Genomic DNA, 15,857 nt, shown 5'->3' on the forward strand with positions numbered 1-15,857 from the left:
TTAACTGCACGCAAAGCTTCATTAATAAAAGCTCAATATCAGCGATATAAACACCCCTGTTACAAATAGCTGCACTACACAAAAACCCATAATATCTTTTGCTTTTAGGCCCGCTATAGCCAATACGGGTAGTGCCCAAAAAGGTTGAATTAAATTGGTCCACGCATCGCCCCACGCTACAGCCATAGCAACGCGTGATATATCGGCGCCCAGCTCTTGCGCTGCGGGTATAACAATAGGTGCTTGTACTGCCCATTGGCCGCCACCTGAGGGCACAAACATATTAACGAGTCCTGCACTTATAAAGCTGTAAAATGGCAAGCTATCGGCATCTGCAATGGCAATAAAGCCTTGTGATATTTGTTGTGCTAACCCTGTATCGACCATCACCGCCATAATGCCAGCATAAAACGGAAACTGAATAACAATACCCGCACCACTAGGAATTGCTTGTTGTAAGCTATTAAGCACATTGTGAGGAGTTTGATGTAGCGTAATAGCTAAAAATAAAAACAGGGCAATTACACTATTGAGGTTTAAGCCACCACCAAAAATAAAAAAGTAATAGCCTAAGTAGGCAAGCCCCATTAAGCCAATGCTCATACCTAGTAGTTTACTTTGCTCTAAATGTTGTGCAGGACGCGTTACATTACTTGCTGCAGGTGTACTGGTGTCCAATAGGTTTGGATCAATATAAATACTGTCGTTTTCACTGGGTAACATGTAGCGGTTTACTAATGGGACGATAATAAATAAACCAATCAGAATGGCAATATTAAAGCCTGCAAATAAGGTTTGATCTGTACTAACAATACCCATACTTGCCTGTGAAAAGTGTCCTGGTGTTGCAATGGTTAGCGGGATTGAGCCTGCAAGACCGCCATGCCATACAACAAAGCCAGTATATGCACTAGCTACTAATAATCGATAATCAACACGGGTATGTTTTGCAATAGCTTTGGCAAACAATGCACCAATAACAAGGCCAAATCCCCAGTTTAGCCAGCTCGCTAAAAGTGAGATCAAGGTAACCAATATAATTGCTTTAGGCGCGGTATTGGCTAAGGTTGCTAGTTTCTCTAATACTTTGCTAATGGGGGGGGTACTTGCCAGCATGTAGCCTGTAATAAGTACAAGCAGCATTTGCATGGCAAAGCTTAATAGGTTCCAAAATCCATTGCCCCATGCTTGCAGTACATTAATACTGGTGAAAGGTGTAAATATACTGGCAGCGCAAAATGTAATAAGTGTAAGCAAAATTACAAATATAAATGGGTCGGGTAGGTAACGCTCAACCAGTTTTGTAAATGGGGTGGCTATTCTATTAAGCATAAAAATACAGTTTAGTGTTTGTTTGTAGATTAATTAATCACGAAATGTGGTTATGTGCAAATCACAATTAGTATTACAGGGAACAGTTTTATACTGTCTATACCTTAAACGTTGATTAAAACTAAGGCATACAGTAACGTACTGTTTATAGATAATTTAATAACAAAGATTTTGTATTATGCCGGTGATATTTAAAAGGTTAGCGTTACTTGTGCGCGCTCATATTGATCAATTGAGCTGGCAAGCAGTGACCTTTGCAATTTTAACTCATATGCTCGTAACCTGGTCGCTACTGTATGTTGCTAATGAACAGGCGTTAACCTCTATAACCACTTTTTTTTACTATTACACAGTGACAACCTCAACAGTAGGATATGGTGATTTTAGCCCGACAACAGAGCTTGGTCGGTGGGTGGTTGCTTTAATACAAATTCCGTTTGGTTTAGCTTTATTTGGTGTTTTGCTTGGAAAAGCAGGACAAACTGTTACTTACTTAATTAGGCACGCTATGACTGGTGATAAAGATTTTGCTCACAGTAATAACCACATCATTATTTTTGGTTGGCACGATACCAGAACTAAAAAAATGATTGATTACATTTTGGCGGATACAAAACGCACTGAACGTCGTATTTTACTCGCAGTAACAGAGCAAATGGAACATCCTTTTTTAGCTAATGAGCAGGTTGATTTTGCGCGTCTTTCTAGTTTTACAGACTTAGCTGAGTTGGAGCGTGTAGCAATAAGTCACGCCGATAAAGTGATTATTGATGGACAAGACGATGACCAAACATTTACTACTGCGCTGCGTATTAGCCGCTTAGTAAAAGATGAGTGTCATATTAGTGCTCACTTTTTAGATGAAACCAAGGTCGATATGCTATTGGAGCATTGTCAAAATATAGAATGTAGCAGCGCTAAGTCGGCTGAAATATTAGTTCGTTCAATGCAAGATCCCGGTTCTAGTCGAGTACAAGAAGAGCTGCTTTCTACATTACATGGTGATACACAATTTAGCTTAAAAGTCCCCAGTGGTTGTAAGGAAATGGAATTTGGCACTTTATTTCATCATTTTAAAAAGCAGCACGACGCTATTTTATTAGGTGTAGCACATAACTTGAGTGCTCAAAATATGGACTTAAATCCACCTTTGGATTATAAAGTGAATGAAGGGGATATTCTTCACTATATTTCTGTTGAGCGCGTATTGAGCGGCGAAGTTGATTGGTCAAGCTTGGAAAAATAATGAATGAGGTTATATTTTTAATTGTTATTTTAAGTGCGTACATTTTACCTGTAGTCATTGTACTAAACAGTAAACGTACGCAAGGCCACGAAAAAAACGGTTGGCTCATCGGCATCATCTTTTTTTCGTGGTTAGGGCTCATTATGTATTTTGCAATTGTGCCCAAGCACGGGCACAAAAAGAAAAAAGCAGTAAAAAAATAAGCGCAACGCGACCCTTACTATTTGGCCATTTTTATAATTTCATTCCAATCATGCTCTGTTACGGGCATAACAGATAATCTTCCTGCTTTTTTTAGTGCTAGCTCAGTAATACTGTTGTTTGCTTTTATTGATTTTAAGCTCACAATTTTATTTAAATGTTGGTGGTAGGTTACGTCAACTACTACCCAGCGCGGGGTATCGCTGGTGGCTTTAGGGTCATAATAATCGCTATTTAGGTCAAATTGAGTAGGGTCTGGATAGGCTGAACTTGTTACCTTTGCCATACCCGCGACGCCTACGTTTTTACAGCTCGAGTGATAAATCATCACTAAATCGCCTTCTTTAACATCATCACGCAAAAAGTTTCGGGCTTGGTAATTTCTTACACCTTCCCACATTGTTGTTTGGTTAGTTGCGTGTTTTAGGTCGTCAATTGAAAAGGCATCGGGTTCCGTTTTAAACAGCCAGTAAGCCATAGTTGTATTCCTAACAAAGATTTACATAGTTGTAGTCTATAGTATCATTAAGTTATTAGGGAATTGAGGAACATATAATGAGCCAAGTTTTAGATGATTTATTATCGTTATTAACACTTGAAGAAATAGAGCAAGGGTTATACCGAGGGCAAAGCCAAGATTTGGGTTTTAGAGCTGTATTTGGTGGTCAGGTTATGGGGCAAGCGCTTTCAGCTGCAAAGGAAACCCTACCGGCTGGACGTATTGTTCACTCATTACATTCTTACTTTTTACGCCCGGGTGACGCAGCTAAACCTATCGTTTACGATGTTGAAACTATTCGCGATGGCAAAAGCTTTAGTACCCGCCGTGTAAGTGCTATTCAATACGGTAAGCCTATTTTTTACATGACGGCATCTTTTCAAGCGGTTGAAGACGGACTTTCACATCAGGCAACGATGCCAGATGTACCGCAACCGGAAGAGCTTCGTTCGTCACTTGAGTTTTATCAAGAAAATGCTGAGCATATACCCGAGGTGATTCGTAATAAATTTATTCGCGAAATGCCTATTGAAATGCGCCCTGTGACATTTCATAACCCCTTTAAACCAGAAGCAATTGAACCAGTTAAACATATTTGGTTTAGAGCGAATGGGGATATGCCCGATGATCAGCGCATTCATAATTACCTATTGGCTTATGCCTCTGATTTTGAGTTTTTACCAACTGCATTACAGCCCCATGGCGTGTCGTTTATGCAGCCAAATATGCAGGTTGCAACGATTGACCATGCAATGTGGTTTCATCGTTCGTTTCGATTAGATGACTGGATTTTATATACCATAGACAGCCCGAGTGCGAGCTCAGGCAGAGGGTTGGTAAGAGGGCAGTTTTTTGATCGCCAAGGCAACTTGGTTGCCTCAACAATTCAAGAAGGGGTTATGCGTCAGCGCTAACCCTATTTTTTATAGCGGCTAGTTACACTGGTCTTGAACAATGTCGCTAATTGATTGCCATATGCGGGCAGGTAGCAATGTTTTAAGTTGTGAATAGGTTTCGCATAATTGCGTACTGCCCACCAAGCCATTATCGCCCTCTGTAACCAGCCCTTCACCACGTAAGTTATCGATAAAACCAACAAGTACTTTTTTATCAAAAAATTCTGGTGTTTTAATGCCATGTAACGTGCCTAAACGCTGGGCTAATACTTGGCTTTCACGTTCAAGCTCTGCTTTTTCTATTCCATCACTCGTTTGTATAAAACCAATAACAATAGCATAACGTTGCAGGGTAAAGCTGAGTGCTCGTCCTAGCATTTCTAATTTTGCTAAACAATCGTTAGTGTTGGTGATATGTATATTGTCACCATCAAATTCAATTAAATTTTGGTCAGCAAAGTTCGCTAAAATACGAGTGATATAGTTTTCATCAAGGGGCTGTAAATACCACTCCTTGGCAAATAGCGGATAAAACGAATGTACTAATTGTTCGCATTGCTTAATCGTTGTTGTGTGCTGCTTGAATAAGTGCAATGCCAGTAAGCTAGGTACCGCAAATAGGTGCAAAATATTATTTCGGTAGTAGTTAAAAAGTGTTTTTTCTTTATCGCTAATGGCAATAATCTCGCCAAACTCATCGCTTATCACATCAAACTTATTAAGTTTTAAAGCGTGCGTAAGTAGTTGCTCAGGTGTTTCGTCTGGCGCGGTTACTTTGTCGCTATAACTAGCATCACGCTGCAAGCGTAAGTAAAAATCGAGCTGGGCTAATAGCTTTGGTTTACTTAATGCGTGCTTGTCGTTTACTAGCAATACCATCGCTAATAAGTTAACTGCATTTAATGCGGCTGCATTATTAATTTTAACCATAACTTGGTCTGCTAAAGCTGCGACTTGCGGCCCTAACCACTGAGGTTTTTGTACGTCAGTTGGGTGAATCGCGTCGCGCCAGTCGGGTTGGTTATCGTTTAAATATTGATTAACCGAAATAGGATCGCCGAAATTAAGGTAACCACGGCCATAGTTTTTAAGGTTTTTTATCGCTTTAAAAATACCAAATATTGACTCGCCTTTTTTATCTTTTCCAGCAAGCTCTTTAAGGTACGTATTTATTTCCATCACATGTTCGTAGCCAATATATACAGGGACTATTGATACCGGTCGATCAATACCACGTAGCATTGCTTGAAAGGTCATTGCAAGCATACCTGTTTTAGGAGGTAACAAACGCCCAGTTCGGCTACGTCCACCTTCTGTATAAAACTTAACTGAGTAACCTTTAATAAATAACTGGCTCAAATATTCTTTAAAAATAGCAGAGTACAGTTTATTACCTGCAAATGAGCGGCGAATGAAAAACGCACCAGAGCGGCGAAATATACCGCCTGCTGGGAAAAAGTTAAGGTTAACTCCTGCGGCAATATGTGGCGGCACTAAACCTAAATGGTAAATAGAGTAGGTAAGGAGCAAGTAGTCCATGTGGCTACGATGACAAGGCATGTAAATAATTTCATGTCCTTTATTTGTTAGCTCATGCAATTGCTCTGTGTGTTTTATGTGTATGCCGTTGTATAGCTTATTCCAAAGCCATGTTAAAAAGCGATCAGCAACGCGGATCATAGCTTCAGAATAGTTTGCGGCTATTTCATCAAGTAGCTTAAGCGCATTTTGACGTGCTTCGGTTTGGCTAATATTTTTAGCCTTTGCTTCATCCTGAATAGCTTTTTTAATGGTAGGAGAGGCCAATAGTGAATTAAAGAGCTGCTCGCGCGATGGCATTTTAGGGCCTGTGGCTGCCAGTTTTTGACGCTTAAAGTGAACGCGAGCAACACGTAGTAATTTTTGTGGTAGCTCATTTACATCGGCTTTTTCATTTACAATAAGTGATAAGTCGAGAGGTTGACTAAAGCGAATAAAGTTATCGCGACCAGAAAATAACACCACAAAAAATTTTCTAAACCAGCTTGGTGTAACCGAGTGCGTTATTAATGTACGTAATCCTGGTTTTTCTTTACCTGGGTCGCGCCCCCATAAAATAGTTGCCGGTATCACTTGTACATTTTTTTGGCCACTATTTATAAGGTGGTCAATTATTTGCTTACCTTGTGCCAGCGCGTTAGTAGGTTTTGCTGTATCACCAAATAAAGGTGGTGGATTTTTAATACCAATAAACCGATCTAAATGCTCATCACCTAATATTTGCTCTTCAGTTGGACTGGGCAACCCGTGTTTTTTACAAGCATGAGCAAGCGCTGCAAGATCAAAACGAGAGTTTAAACGCACTATATAAAATGTAGGGTAATCAGGATTTAAATCGTACTGTTTAATAGGGTTTACTGGGAGGACTTTGCTTTTTACAAATAAGCGACTAAATCCAGCAGATAAAACGTTTAAACAATAATTAAAAATACGCATCGACTCACCATATTGAGGGTGTTAAAAAGCAAAATTAGCGTGATAGGATATCATATTATCTAAAAAATCGCTTCTTTACGAAATGAGATTAGTTAATGCTGCTATTGACCTTCGTAGAAAAATTTAGTTCCAGTATAGTCATATAATAGAAGCAGGCACTTATTTAAACGAATTAATCACTCATAGATTGTTTTGAATTAGTTGTTGCATTTATCACCAATACCTCTATAATACGCAGGCTTTCAAAATTCCCCCGGGAACTAGGAAGGATAAATTAAGCTTGGATTTCAAGCTAATAAACAGGAGTTCCGATTTGGAACTCAACGTAGATATAATCAAACAGCCGGCATCTTAGTTATTGAGATTGTTTCGGTCGTTTTTTTATGCTCTTTTAAATGCTCTTTATATTGAGGTTAAGAATGTCAAATCAACGCATTCGTATTCGCCTAAAAGCTTTTGACCACCGTTTGATTGACCAATCAACGGCAGAAATCGTGGAAACTGCGAAACGCACTGGCGCACAAGTACGTGGTCCAATCCCACTACCTACACGCTTTGAACGTTTTACTGTACTTACATCACCGCACGTAAACAAAGATGCGCGTGATCAGTACGAAATCCGCACCCATAAACGTCTGATAGACATCGTAGAACCAACTGACAAGACTGTTGACGCTCTTATGCGTTTAGATCTTGCTGCTGGTGTTGATGTTCAAATCAGCCTGGGTTAATCGGAAGATTAGAGAGGTTTTAGGAAAATGGCATTAGGTCTAGTCGGTCGTAAAGTGGGTATGACACGAATCTTCACTGAAGATGGTGTATCTATCCCTGTGACAGTTATTGAAGCGACACCTAACCGCATTGCTCAGATCAAATCTGACGCAACAGACGGTTATAACGCGCTTCAAGTAACCGCAGGCACTAAAAAAGCAAGTCGTGTAAACAAAGCTTCAGCGGGTCACTTCGCTAAAGCTGGCGTTGAAGCGGGTCGCGGTCTGTGGGAATTCCGCCTTAACGGTGGTGAAGGCGATTTTGAAGTAGGCGCAGAGCTTACTGTTGAGTTATTCAACGAAATCAACAAGGTTGACGTAACCGGTACTTCTAAAGGTAAAGGTTTCCAAGGTGGTGTTAAGCGCTGGAATTTCAGCATGCAAGACGCTACACATGGTAACTCTCTATCTCACCGTGCTCCTGGTTCAATCGGTCAAAACCAATCACCTGGTAAGGTGTTTAAAGGTAAGAAAATGGCCGGTCATATGGGTGCTGAGCGTGTAACGACTCAAAACTTAGAACTAGTTCGCGTTGACGCTGAGCGTAACTTGCTTTTAGTGAAAGGTGCAGTACCTGGATCTATCGGCGGTGACGTTATCGTTAAACCAGCTGTTAAAGCATAAGTCCTGGAGATTTAGTGATGGAATTAGCAATCAAAGACGCTTCTGGCGCTCTTGAAGTTTCTGAAGCTACTTTTGGACGTGAGTTTAACGAAGCATTAGTACACCAAGTAGTTGTTGCTTACGCAGCAGGTGCTCGTCAAGGTACTCGTGCTCAGAAGACACGTTCTGAAGTAAGCGGTGGTGGTAAAAAACCATGGGCTCAAAAAGGTACTGGCCGTGCACGTGCTGGTACAATCCGTAGTCCAATTTGGCGTTCAGGTGGCGTTAGCTTCGCAGCTAAACCACAAGACCACAGCCAAAAAGTAAACCGTAAAATGTACCGTGGTGCGATCAAAAGCATCCTATCTGAACTAGTTCGTCAAGAGCGTTTAATCGTTGTTGAAAGTTTTGGTCTTGAAGCACCAAAAACTAAAGATCTAGTAGCTAAGCTAAAAGAGCTTGAGCTTAAAGATGTACTTATCGTGACTGAAGAAGTAGATGAAAATCTTTTCTTATCAGCACGTAACCTTTATAAGGTTGACACGCGTGATGTAGCTGGTATCGATCCTGTAAGCTTAATTGCTTTCGACAAGGTACTTATTACAGCCGCTGCTGTTAAGCAACTTGAGGAGGCGCTAGCATGATCCGTGAAGAACGTCTTTTAAAAGTGATCCTTGCTCCACACATCTCTGAAAAAAGCACAATTGCTGCTGAAGAAAACAACACGATTGTTTTCAAAGTAGTAAATGACGCAACTAAAGCTGAAATTAAAGCAGCAGTTGAGAAGCTTTTTGAAGTAGAAGTAACGGGTGTTCGCACACTTAACGTTAAGGGTAAAACAAAACGTACTGGCATGCGTTTCGGTCGTCGTAGCGACTGGAAGAAAGCTTACGTTACTCTTAAAGAAGGCAGCGAGCTAGACTTTGTCGGCGGCGCCGAGTAATAAGGGGATAGAATTATGGCACTTCAAAAGTGTAAGCCTACTTCTGCGGGTCGTCGTCACCTAGTTAAAGTGGTTAACTCTGATTTACATAAGGGTAAGCCATACGCACCACTTTTAGAGAAAAACTCTAAATCAGGTGGTCGTAATAACAATGGTCGTATTACGGTTCGTCATATCGGTGGTGGTCATAAACATCATTACCGTTTAATCGATTTTAAACGTACTAAAGATGGCATTCCAGCTACTGTTGAACGTTTAGAATACGATCCAAATCGTAGCGCAAACATCGCTCTTGTATTATATGCAGACGGTGAGCGTCGTTACATTATCGCACCTAAAGGCTTAAAAGCTGGTGATGCAATCCAGTCTGGTGTTGATGCACCAATCAAAGCTGGTAATGCACTACCAATGCGTAATATGCCTGTAGGTTCGACTGTTCACAACGTAGAATTAAAACCAGGTAAAGGTGCACAAATCGCACGTTCTGCTGGTGCTTACGTTCAAATTCTTGCACGTGATGGTCAGTATGTAACATTACGTCTTCGTTCAGGCGAAGTACGTAAAGTTGAAGCTGATTGTCGTGCTACACTTGGTGAAGTTGGCAATGCTGAGCATATGCTTCGTTCACTTGGTAAAGCAGGTGCAAACCGCTGGCGTGGTATTCGTCCGACAGTTCGTGGTGTTGCCATGAACCCGGTTGATCACCCACACGGTGGTGGTGAAGGTCGTACTTCTGGTGGTCGTCATCCTGTGTCTCCATGGGGTAAGCCGACTAAGGGTGCGAAGACGCGTAAGAACAAGCGTACGGATAAATTTATAGTACGTCGTCGTACTAAGTAATATTGAGGAATAGCCATGCCACGCTCTCTCAAGAAGGGTCCTTTTATAGACCTACACTTGCTGAAGAAGGTAGAGAAAGCTTTGGAAAGCGGTGAGAAAAAGCCAATTAAAACTTGGAGCCGTCGTTCAATGATCATACCTAACATGATCGGATTGACCATTGCTGTCCATAATGGTCGCCAGCACGTACCAGTTTTCGTTTCTGACGAAATGATCGGTCACAAACTAGGTGAATTTGCACCAACTCGCACTTACCGTGGCCATGCTGCGGATAAGAAAGCGAAGAAACGTTAAGAGGGGAAGATAAATGCAAGCATTAGCTAAACATAAATTCGCCTCTGGTTCGGCGCAAAAAGCACGTCTAGTTGCAGATCAGATCCGCGGGTTACCTGTCGATCGCGCACTAGAAATCCTGGCGTACAGCCCGAAAAAAGCGGCTGTATTAGTTAAGAAAGTACTTGAGTCTGCTATTGCTAACGCAGAGCATAACGAAGGTGCTGACATTGATGAGCTTCGTGTAACTACGATCTTTGTGGACGATGGTCCAACAATGAAACGTATTATGCCTCGTGCTAAAGGACGCGCAGACCGCATCCTTAAGCGTACAAGCCATATCACTGTTATGGTTTCAGATAGCTAGGAGTATAAGTAATGGGACAAAAAGTTCATCCTACTGGTATTCGCCTAGGTATATCTAAACCTTGGGTTTCTACCTGGTACGCGAGTTCTAAAGATTTCTCTGATCAGCTTTTTGGCGATCACAAAGTTCGTGCATTCCTTACAAAGGAATTAAAAACAGCTTCTGTGTCTAAAATCGTTATTGAGCGTCCAGCAAAATCAATCCGCGTAACAATCCACACGGCTCGTCCGGGTGTTGTTATCGGTAAAAAAGGCGAAGACGTAGAAAAGTTACGTCAAGCAGTAACTAAAATCGCTGGTGTACCTGCTCAGATTAATATCTCTGAAGTACGTAAGCCAGAACTTGATGCACAACTAGTAGCAGACGGCATTGCCTCTCAGCTAGAGCGTCGTGTTATGTTCCGTCGCGCTATGAAGCGTTCGGTACAAAATGCAATGCGCATCGGTTCAAAAGGGATTAAAGTTGAAGTTAGCGGTCGTCTTGGCGGCGCAGAAATCGCACGTTCAGAATGGTATCGTGAAGGTCGTGTACCTCTACATACTCTTCGTGCTGATATCGACTACGCAACTTCTGAAGCCTTAACCACTTATGGTATCATTGGTGTTAAAGTTTGGATCTTCAAAGGCGAAGTTATTGGTGGTTTACCACTAGTACAAGAGCAAGAGAAGCCAGCTAAACGCGCGCCAAAGAAAGCCAAGAAAAGTGCTAAGTAGAGGTAGCGAGTAATGTTACAGCCAAAACGTACAAAATTCCGTAAAATGCACAAAGGCCGCAACCGCGGTTTAGCGCAAAACGGTAACAAAGTAAGCTTCGGTACTTTCGGATTGAAAGCTACTGGCCGTGGCCGCATGACTGCTCGTCAAATCGAAGCAGCTCGTCGTGCTATGACGCGTCACGTGAAACGTCAAGGTAAAATCTGGATTCGTGTCTTCCCTGACAAACCGATTACAGAAAAACCTCTTGAAGTTCGTATGGGTAAAGGTAAAGGTTCTGTTGAATATTGGGTTGCTGAAATTCAGCCTGGTAAAGTACTTTACGAAATGGAAGGTGTTTCTGAAGAGCTTGCTCGTGAAGCATTCGACCTTGCAGCTCGTAAACTGCCATTCAAAACAACTTTCGTAACTCGGACGGTAATGTGATGAAAGCAAGCGAACTAAAAGACAAAAGCGTAGAAGAGCTTAATGCTGAACTTCTAGGACTTCTTCGTGAGCAGTTTAACCTGCGCATGCAAGCAAGCACTGGTCAGTTAGCTCAGACACACACGCTAAGAACAGTACGTCGCGATATCGCGCGTGTAAAAACAATTATTAACCAGAAGGCAGGTCAATAATGAGCGATAAAATTCGTACTCTTCAAGGCCGTGTAGTTAGCGACAAGATGGAAAAATCTTTCACTATCGCAATCGCACGTTACGTGAAGCACCCAATCTATGGGAAATTCATTAAACGTACAACTAAGCTACACGTACATGACGAAAACAACACAGCAAAAGCGGGTGACGTAGTTACTATCCGTGAATGTGCACCAATTTCTAAGAATAAATCTTGGACTTTAGTAGACGTTGTTTCTAGTCCAAAACAAGCTTAATTTTTAATTAAGTTAGTTTTGTAAAAAAGCCCCGGCATTAGCTGGGGCTTTTTGTATTTAGTACTGTAGTAAAGCAACGTATTGATGATTTTTAGACCGACAATGTATCTTTGTAAATGAACTAAACCTGCTCAGTTATACTCATAAAGTAAACTGTTTACAGGAAGTTGATGTGTTGAAAGGTAACTATAAAGCGTGGGGTATATCAATTGGTTTGCATATTGTTGTTATTTATTTGGTTTCGAGGCAAACGCTTGATATAGCACAACCATACGCAGGCAAAGTGATAAAAGCGTATGTAATGGTGGACCTTACAACATTACCTAGCCATACAAAAAGTAAACAGACGAATACTTCATTCCCTGAAAATGATACCGAGTTTGATGCAAGTGAGTTAACACTTAAGCCACTTAAAGAACGTGATTTTAAAAATGATCAGCAATTAAAATTGGCTTTGCCAGAGGATGCTATTGGGGCAAGTGAAATTATTGCCATCAATACTGGTAAAAAAAAACCTAATGTAAATAAGGCCAACGTTAATAATATAAAGGATGAGGTTGATTTAAAAACTCAGCAGCAGCCATTTAAAAAGATTGATCCATACGCACCAATAACTCAGCTTTCTACTTCCAGTAATGCTATTGTATCCTTTGATTTCCCGCAGATAGCAACGTTGCCAAAGATCAAAAATCACCAACAAATAACGGTTCCAATTGAGCATTCTAGTGATTTCAAATCCGTGGTATTGTGGCAAAGCGCAGATGGTAGTCAGCGGATGGAAATGCACAAAGGTATGTGCTACAAAATTGATTTTAAAGGTGTTATGGGTAAAGTAGGCTTACCAACGGGATCGCCAAGGCCATGCAAAGATAGCGATCGTATTTTATATAATAAAATAATGGATAAGTGGAACGCTAAAAAGCCCATTGGGTAATCTGCTTAAACTTTATTAAGATGCTTAATTAACAAATGCTTTTTAGAAAAAGCGGCAACGGCAACGACAACGGATAGCAAAATACAAAGCATAGAGCCTACAATTAAAAAGCGGTTTTCAATCCGGCTAACTTGTCTCTCACCTAAAATTTGGTAAATAACATCACCTTCAATAAATCGCTCGCCTTGGTAGTGCTGACTGACGTTGAATGCTACAAAATCGCCTAATTTGGCCTGATAAGTAAAGTAAGTCTCTGGGTAGAAAATTTCATAGGTTGCGCATAACCACATTACGAGACCAGTAATGAGCATAATTAAACTTACAAACAGCCTTTTTTTAAGCTGTGTGCTTTGTAATGTTTTTGATGGTAGATACTTATCTAAACACGTTTTGCCATAGCAAAGTTCGAGCTTTTCAATTACCTCAGCGGACGGAATAAATTGTCCATTTTCAAGCTTAGATAAGTAGGATTGTTGAATACCAATCTCGCGTGCAGCAAATGCTTGGGTCCATTTTTTATTTGCTCTTAACTGCTTTAGCTCAATTGCTAGCGACAAGTTGCTTCCTTACCTTGTTTAATACTCATCTATTTATTATCGCTAAAAATGGTGCGTTTAAATAGCCCAATAAGCAATATTCATCTCTATGAATTAAAAGAATATTATGAATATTAATAAGTTAAGTTTTAATAGGTGATAAATTGGTTATGCTAGGCTCCTTAAATGATAAAGGAGTATAACGAATGAAAATGTATTTTTATAAAGCCGTAATGGGGATTACTCTGGGGCTTTTATCTTCAGCCTGTATTGCAGAACCAGTATTTGCAATTAAAGCCACTATTTACAAGCTAGAAAGTAAAATAACCATAGATAGCAAAATAGATGAAACATTAAACAACCTACAACCTATCCATCAACCTCAGTTATTAGCTAACTTAAACAAAAGTGCATTAATAGAAATAGGCGACGGCGAACAGTTAACAGCACTTGAGGTAAAAACAAACGAGCAAGGAAGTTATTATAATGCGAGCATGAAGCTCAAAGAAAAAGTAGATAGCGATTGGCAGTCTATTACGTCTTTCATGCCTAATATTCCCAATGGGCAAACGGTGTATTTTAGCCGTACATTTACAGACAGCGTATGGGTGATTAAATTAACGGGAAAGCGTTATGAGTCTATTGCGCTTGGTCAGGCGAGTTTTAAATAGCCTCAGCCTTGGCTGAGGCTATATTTATTACCAAATCATTTCTACAAATTCAGGGTAGTCGATAAACGGATTACGGTTACCTTGGAATTCAAATGCTGCTTGGTTTCGGTCTATTTCCATTTGGCTAACAGGGTCTGCGTTATGCCAGTTGATTAACATAGCAACAACCCAGCTTTCAAATACCTGCGTACTGGTGCCGTTAAGAACGGCATTACTTGCAGTGGTATTATTTTGCCACGTCCCAATTACATTTTCGTAGCGTGTAGCCATGTAAAAATAGGCGCGTGCAAAGTCACCTTTAAATTCATCAATGGGTTCAAACACTGTGCCCGTGTAATTAATGGTACTACTTGCAGAGCCTAACTTACTGCCATTAGTTGATGTAAATGTGGCGCTTGCTACTTCACCAAACGGGAAGTTGCTGCGTTTAGAGTTTACATAGCCATCGGTTGCATAAATATGATGAACATCTGAGTTCATAGGCTCATTGGTACCGCCAAACCAACTTTTAGGGAACGAATGCTCGCGGTTGTAACAACCACCTTCACCACTATAATTGCCACATTGATCGCTAACAGCTGTGTATGTGTAGCTATCGCTGCCATTTGGCTTTTCGCTGTACATATCTAAAATACTATTATCGTTTTCAAAATATGTATCGCGAGCCGATGAATCATAAAAGTCCCATATCGCAGAGTACCCCTGCGAACTATGATTATTAATGATGTTATAAAGCTCTGTTTTTAGTGCATAACCGGTTAGGCCTTGTGCTGTAACATAATAACCCGTTGGTGTGGTCGGGGTGCCACCAGAGCCACCGCCAAGCGAAAATGAGGTGCTTTCAGTGCTGCTGAAACTTGCTCCACTTGCAATGGTTGAACTACCACTAGTGAGCGCATAATTACCACTACCAAAACTACAACAGATACCATCACCGTAGCTGTCGTTAATAGTAAAGGTATAGGCGCCATCAGCTAAACACAACGCTTCGTTGTATTGTGTATTAGACGCATAGCCACTACCACTGGCAACCGTACTACCTTGGTTATTATTAATAGCCCAGCTTGTTTCGCTACCATAATTATCTGTCGTCAAACTAAAAGAGAGACTATTGCTCGAACAACTTCCTGAACTGCTGTCGTTACTTGTAGGTAAAAAGTTATCTATATAAACAAGTTCACTGCCATCAAAGCCACTAACATCATAAAAGCGTAGACCAACATTAATGGTTTTATTACTACTTGCTGTATAGCTGTGGCTAATTGTTTTCCACTGGTTAGTTTGCGTATTATTGGAGTAGCCTTGGTAACCATCTACGAATAAACGGGCTTTAATTTTTCCTTCTGTGTGGTAGACATCAGTTGAAAACACATAGGTTTTCCCTGCTTCTACCGTTATTTGTTGTAATAAATCGGTGTTAGCCTGAGAGCCTGTGGTTACATTAACTGCTGCAGCGCTATTACCTGTTTTAACAATATTTGTTGAGCGCGATAGGCTAATGCCGCTATCTATCGTGCTCCATGCGTCAGGTGTATTGCCTGACCATTGCTCAAAACTACCGTTTTCTACATTTGCCATTACCGGAAGTGTGCCTAGTAATAAGGCTGTTCCGAATAGTTTATTTTTATATGTCCCGTGTGACATGATTGTTCCTATTTTTATAATGAGTGAATAATATACATTA

At 40.7% G+C, this 15,857-nt stretch carries 21 protein-coding genes; 16 read left to right on the forward strand and 5 right to left on the reverse strand.

From position 1 onward, the window contains the following. Positions 1 to 21 precede the first annotated feature (21 nt). Complete coding sequence (locus AC27I2_RS04955; protein WP_487203627.1) at positions 22 to 1,332, reverse strand: short-chain fatty acid transporter; 1,311 nt, start codon at positions 1,330 to 1,332, stop codon at positions 22 to 24. Positions 1,333 to 1,510: 178 nt separating this feature from the next. Between AC27I2_RS04955 and AC27I2_RS04960 the strand changes: the two genes are divergently transcribed. Together AC27I2_RS04960 and AC27I2_RS04965 are read left to right on the forward strand one after the other, a co-directional pair. Continuing rightward, positions 1,511 to 2,578 (forward strand): potassium channel family protein, encoded by a 1,068-nt coding sequence (locus tag AC27I2_RS04960; RefSeq protein WP_487203628.1) that lies wholly within the window; start codon positions 1,511 to 1,513, stop codon positions 2,576 to 2,578. Then, positions 2,578 to 2,781, forward strand: a complete 204-nt coding sequence (locus tag AC27I2_RS04965) for a PLDc N-terminal domain-containing protein (protein WP_006791365.1) — start codon at positions 2,578 to 2,580, stop codon at positions 2,779 to 2,781. Before AC27I2_RS04960 ends, AC27I2_RS04965 begins: the two co-directional genes overlap by 1 nt. Before the next feature lie 17 nt (positions 2,782 to 2,798). On the opposite strand, the gene AC27I2_RS04970 is transcribed toward AC27I2_RS04965, so the two are convergent. Further along, positions 2,799 to 3,257, reverse strand: coding sequence for an EVE domain-containing protein (locus AC27I2_RS04970; RefSeq protein WP_487203629.1), 459 nt, complete (start codon positions 3,255 to 3,257; stop codon positions 2,799 to 2,801). A gap of 77 nt (positions 3,258 to 3,334) precedes the next feature. Between AC27I2_RS04970 and tesB the strand changes: the two genes are divergently transcribed. Beyond that, positions 3,335 to 4,192 carry an acyl-CoA thioesterase II gene (gene tesB, locus AC27I2_RS04975; RefSeq protein WP_006791363.1) on the forward strand — a complete coding sequence of 286 codons (858 nt, stop codon included), beginning with the start codon at positions 3,335 to 3,337 and terminating at the stop codon, positions 4,190 to 4,192. An 18-nt stretch (positions 4,193 to 4,210) separates the two neighbouring features. Here tesB and plsB read toward each other — a convergent pair whose 3' ends face one another. Then, complete coding sequence (gene plsB, locus AC27I2_RS04980; RefSeq protein ID WP_487203630.1) at positions 4,211 to 6,649, reverse strand: glycerol-3-phosphate 1-O-acyltransferase PlsB; 2,439 nt, start codon at positions 6,647 to 6,649, stop codon at positions 4,211 to 4,213. A gap of 419 nt (positions 6,650 to 7,068) precedes the next feature. Here plsB and rpsJ point away from each other — a divergent pair, with 419 nt between their 5' ends. From rpsJ to AC27I2_RS05040, 12 genes are all read left to right on the forward strand, one after another. Beyond that, positions 7,069 to 7,380 carry a 30S ribosomal protein S10 gene (rpsJ, locus tag AC27I2_RS04985; RefSeq protein ID WP_002957900.1) on the forward strand — a complete coding sequence of 104 codons (312 nt, stop codon included), beginning with the start codon at positions 7,069 to 7,071 and terminating at the stop codon, positions 7,378 to 7,380. Between the two features lie 27 nt (positions 7,381 to 7,407). Then, positions 7,408 to 8,043 carry a 50S ribosomal protein L3 gene (gene rplC, locus AC27I2_RS04990; protein ID WP_006791361.1) on the forward strand — a complete coding sequence of 212 codons (636 nt, stop codon included), beginning with the start codon at positions 7,408 to 7,410 and terminating at the stop codon, positions 8,041 to 8,043. Between the two features lie 17 nt (positions 8,044 to 8,060). Next, entirely contained in the window at positions 8,061 to 8,666 is a 606-nt protein-coding gene (rplD, locus tag AC27I2_RS04995) for a 50S ribosomal protein L4 (protein WP_006791360.1), read from the forward strand. Next, entirely contained in the window at positions 8,663 to 8,965 is a 303-nt protein-coding gene (gene rplW, locus AC27I2_RS05000; RefSeq protein ID WP_006791359.1) for a 50S ribosomal protein L23, read from the forward strand. The genes rplD and rplW overlap by 4 nt, the downstream gene beginning before the upstream one ends. Positions 8,966 to 8,980: 15 nt before the next feature. Continuing rightward, on the forward strand, positions 8,981 to 9,805 hold the full coding sequence (rplB, locus tag AC27I2_RS05005; protein WP_006791358.1) for a 50S ribosomal protein L2: 825 nt from the start codon (positions 8,981 to 8,983) through the stop codon (positions 9,803 to 9,805). Positions 9,806 to 9,820: 15 nt separating this feature from the next. Beyond that, positions 9,821 to 10,099, forward strand: coding sequence for a 30S ribosomal protein S19 (gene rpsS / locus AC27I2_RS05010; RefSeq protein WP_004588689.1), 279 nt, complete (start codon positions 9,821 to 9,823; stop codon positions 10,097 to 10,099). A gap of 13 nt (positions 10,100 to 10,112) precedes the next feature. Continuing rightward, the gene (gene rplV, locus AC27I2_RS05015) at positions 10,113 to 10,445 is read left to right on the forward strand and encodes a 50S ribosomal protein L22 (protein ID WP_006791357.1); all 333 of its coding nucleotides are present in this window, start codon (positions 10,113 to 10,115) and stop codon (positions 10,443 to 10,445) included. An 11-nt stretch (positions 10,446 to 10,456) separates the two neighbouring features. Next, positions 10,457 to 11,158: a 30S ribosomal protein S3 gene (rpsC, locus tag AC27I2_RS05020; protein WP_006791356.1), complete on the forward strand. Its 702-nt coding sequence runs from the start codon at positions 10,457 to 10,459 to the stop codon at positions 11,156 to 11,158. Positions 11,159 to 11,170: 12 nt separating this feature from the next. After that, positions 11,171 to 11,584: a 50S ribosomal protein L16 gene (gene rplP / locus AC27I2_RS05025; protein ID WP_002957890.1), complete on the forward strand. Its 414-nt coding sequence runs from the start codon at positions 11,171 to 11,173 to the stop codon at positions 11,582 to 11,584. Further along, entirely contained in the window at positions 11,584 to 11,775 is a 192-nt protein-coding gene (rpmC, locus tag AC27I2_RS05030; protein ID WP_004588692.1) for a 50S ribosomal protein L29, read from the forward strand. The genes rplP and rpmC overlap by 1 nt, the downstream gene beginning before the upstream one ends. Continuing rightward, positions 11,775 to 12,032, forward strand: coding sequence for a 30S ribosomal protein S17 (gene rpsQ / locus AC27I2_RS05035; RefSeq protein ID WP_006791355.1), 258 nt, complete (start codon positions 11,775 to 11,777; stop codon positions 12,030 to 12,032). The genes rpmC and rpsQ overlap by 1 nt, the downstream gene beginning before the upstream one ends. Positions 12,033 to 12,204: 172 nt before the next feature. Continuing rightward, complete coding sequence (locus AC27I2_RS05040; protein WP_487203631.1) at positions 12,205 to 12,966, forward strand: hypothetical protein; 762 nt, start codon at positions 12,205 to 12,207, stop codon at positions 12,964 to 12,966. Between the two features lie 5 nt (positions 12,967 to 12,971). Here the strand turns inward: AC27I2_RS05040 and AC27I2_RS05045 are convergent, their stop codons facing one another. After that, positions 12,972 to 13,523: a helix-turn-helix domain-containing protein gene (locus AC27I2_RS05045; protein ID WP_487203632.1), complete on the reverse strand. Its 552-nt coding sequence runs from the start codon at positions 13,521 to 13,523 to the stop codon at positions 12,972 to 12,974. Between the two features lie 185 nt (positions 13,524 to 13,708). Here AC27I2_RS05045 and AC27I2_RS05050 point away from each other — a divergent pair, with 185 nt between their 5' ends. Beyond that, on the forward strand, positions 13,709 to 14,173 hold the full coding sequence (locus AC27I2_RS05050; RefSeq protein ID WP_487203633.1) for a hypothetical protein: 465 nt from the start codon (positions 13,709 to 13,711) through the stop codon (positions 14,171 to 14,173). Between the two features lie 27 nt (positions 14,174 to 14,200). Here the strand turns inward: AC27I2_RS05050 and AC27I2_RS05055 are convergent, their stop codons facing one another. Beyond that, a complete protein-coding gene (locus AC27I2_RS05055; RefSeq protein WP_487203634.1) occupies positions 14,201 to 15,817 on the reverse strand; it encodes an endonuclease in 1,617 nt (538 codons plus the stop codon). Between the last annotated feature and the right edge of the window lie 40 nt (positions 15,818 to 15,857).

The organism is Pseudoalteromonas sp. NH0006-46, from assembly GCF_057547735.1.

Excerpts from the sequence above, each read along its gene's own strand:
- rplC (WP_006791361.1), top strand. The coding sequence starts at position 7,408 with ATGGCATTAGGTCTAGTCGGTCGTAAAGTGGGTATGACACGAATCTTC.
- AC27I2_RS04960 (WP_487203628.1), top strand. The coding sequence starts at position 1,511 with ATGCCGGTGATATTTAAAAGGTTAGCGTTACTTGTGCGCGCTCATATT.
- AC27I2_RS05055 (WP_487203634.1), bottom strand. The coding sequence starts at position 15,817 with ATGTCACACGGGACATATAAAAATAAACTATTCGGAACAGCCTTATTA.
- rplD (WP_006791360.1), top strand. The coding sequence starts at position 8,061 with ATGGAATTAGCAATCAAAGACGCTTCTGGCGCTCTTGAAGTTTCTGAA.
- rpsQ (WP_006791355.1), top strand. The coding sequence starts at position 11,775 with ATGAGCGATAAAATTCGTACTCTTCAAGGCCGTGTAGTTAGCGACAAG.
- tesB (WP_006791363.1), top strand. The coding sequence starts at position 3,335 with ATGAGCCAAGTTTTAGATGATTTATTATCGTTATTAACACTTGAAGAA.
- rpmC (WP_004588692.1), top strand. The coding sequence starts at position 11,584 with ATGAAAGCAAGCGAACTAAAAGACAAAAGCGTAGAAGAGCTTAATGCT.
- rplV (WP_006791357.1), top strand. The coding sequence starts at position 10,113 with ATGCAAGCATTAGCTAAACATAAATTCGCCTCTGGTTCGGCGCAAAAA.
- AC27I2_RS05050 (WP_487203633.1), top strand. The coding sequence starts at position 13,709 with ATGAAAATGTATTTTTATAAAGCCGTAATGGGGATTACTCTGGGGCTT.
- AC27I2_RS04965 (WP_006791365.1), top strand. The coding sequence starts at position 2,578 with ATGAATGAGGTTATATTTTTAATTGTTATTTTAAGTGCGTACATTTTA.
- rplW (WP_006791359.1), top strand. The coding sequence starts at position 8,663 with ATGATCCGTGAAGAACGTCTTTTAAAAGTGATCCTTGCTCCACACATC.
- rplP (WP_002957890.1), top strand. The coding sequence starts at position 11,171 with ATGTTACAGCCAAAACGTACAAAATTCCGTAAAATGCACAAAGGCCGC.
- rpsJ (WP_002957900.1), top strand. The coding sequence starts at position 7,069 with ATGTCAAATCAACGCATTCGTATTCGCCTAAAAGCTTTTGACCACCGT.
- plsB (WP_487203630.1), bottom strand. The coding sequence starts at position 6,649 with ATGCGTATTTTTAATTATTGTTTAAACGTTTTATCTGCTGGATTTAGT.
- rpsS (WP_004588689.1), top strand. The coding sequence starts at position 9,821 with ATGCCACGCTCTCTCAAGAAGGGTCCTTTTATAGACCTACACTTGCTG.
- AC27I2_RS04955 (WP_487203627.1), bottom strand. The coding sequence starts at position 1,332 with ATGCTTAATAGAATAGCCACCCCATTTACAAAACTGGTTGAGCGTTAC.
- rpsC (WP_006791356.1), top strand. The coding sequence starts at position 10,457 with ATGGGACAAAAAGTTCATCCTACTGGTATTCGCCTAGGTATATCTAAA.
- AC27I2_RS04970 (WP_487203629.1), bottom strand. The coding sequence starts at position 3,257 with ATGGCTTACTGGCTGTTTAAAACGGAACCCGATGCCTTTTCAATTGAC.
- rplB (WP_006791358.1), top strand. The coding sequence starts at position 8,981 with ATGGCACTTCAAAAGTGTAAGCCTACTTCTGCGGGTCGTCGTCACCTA.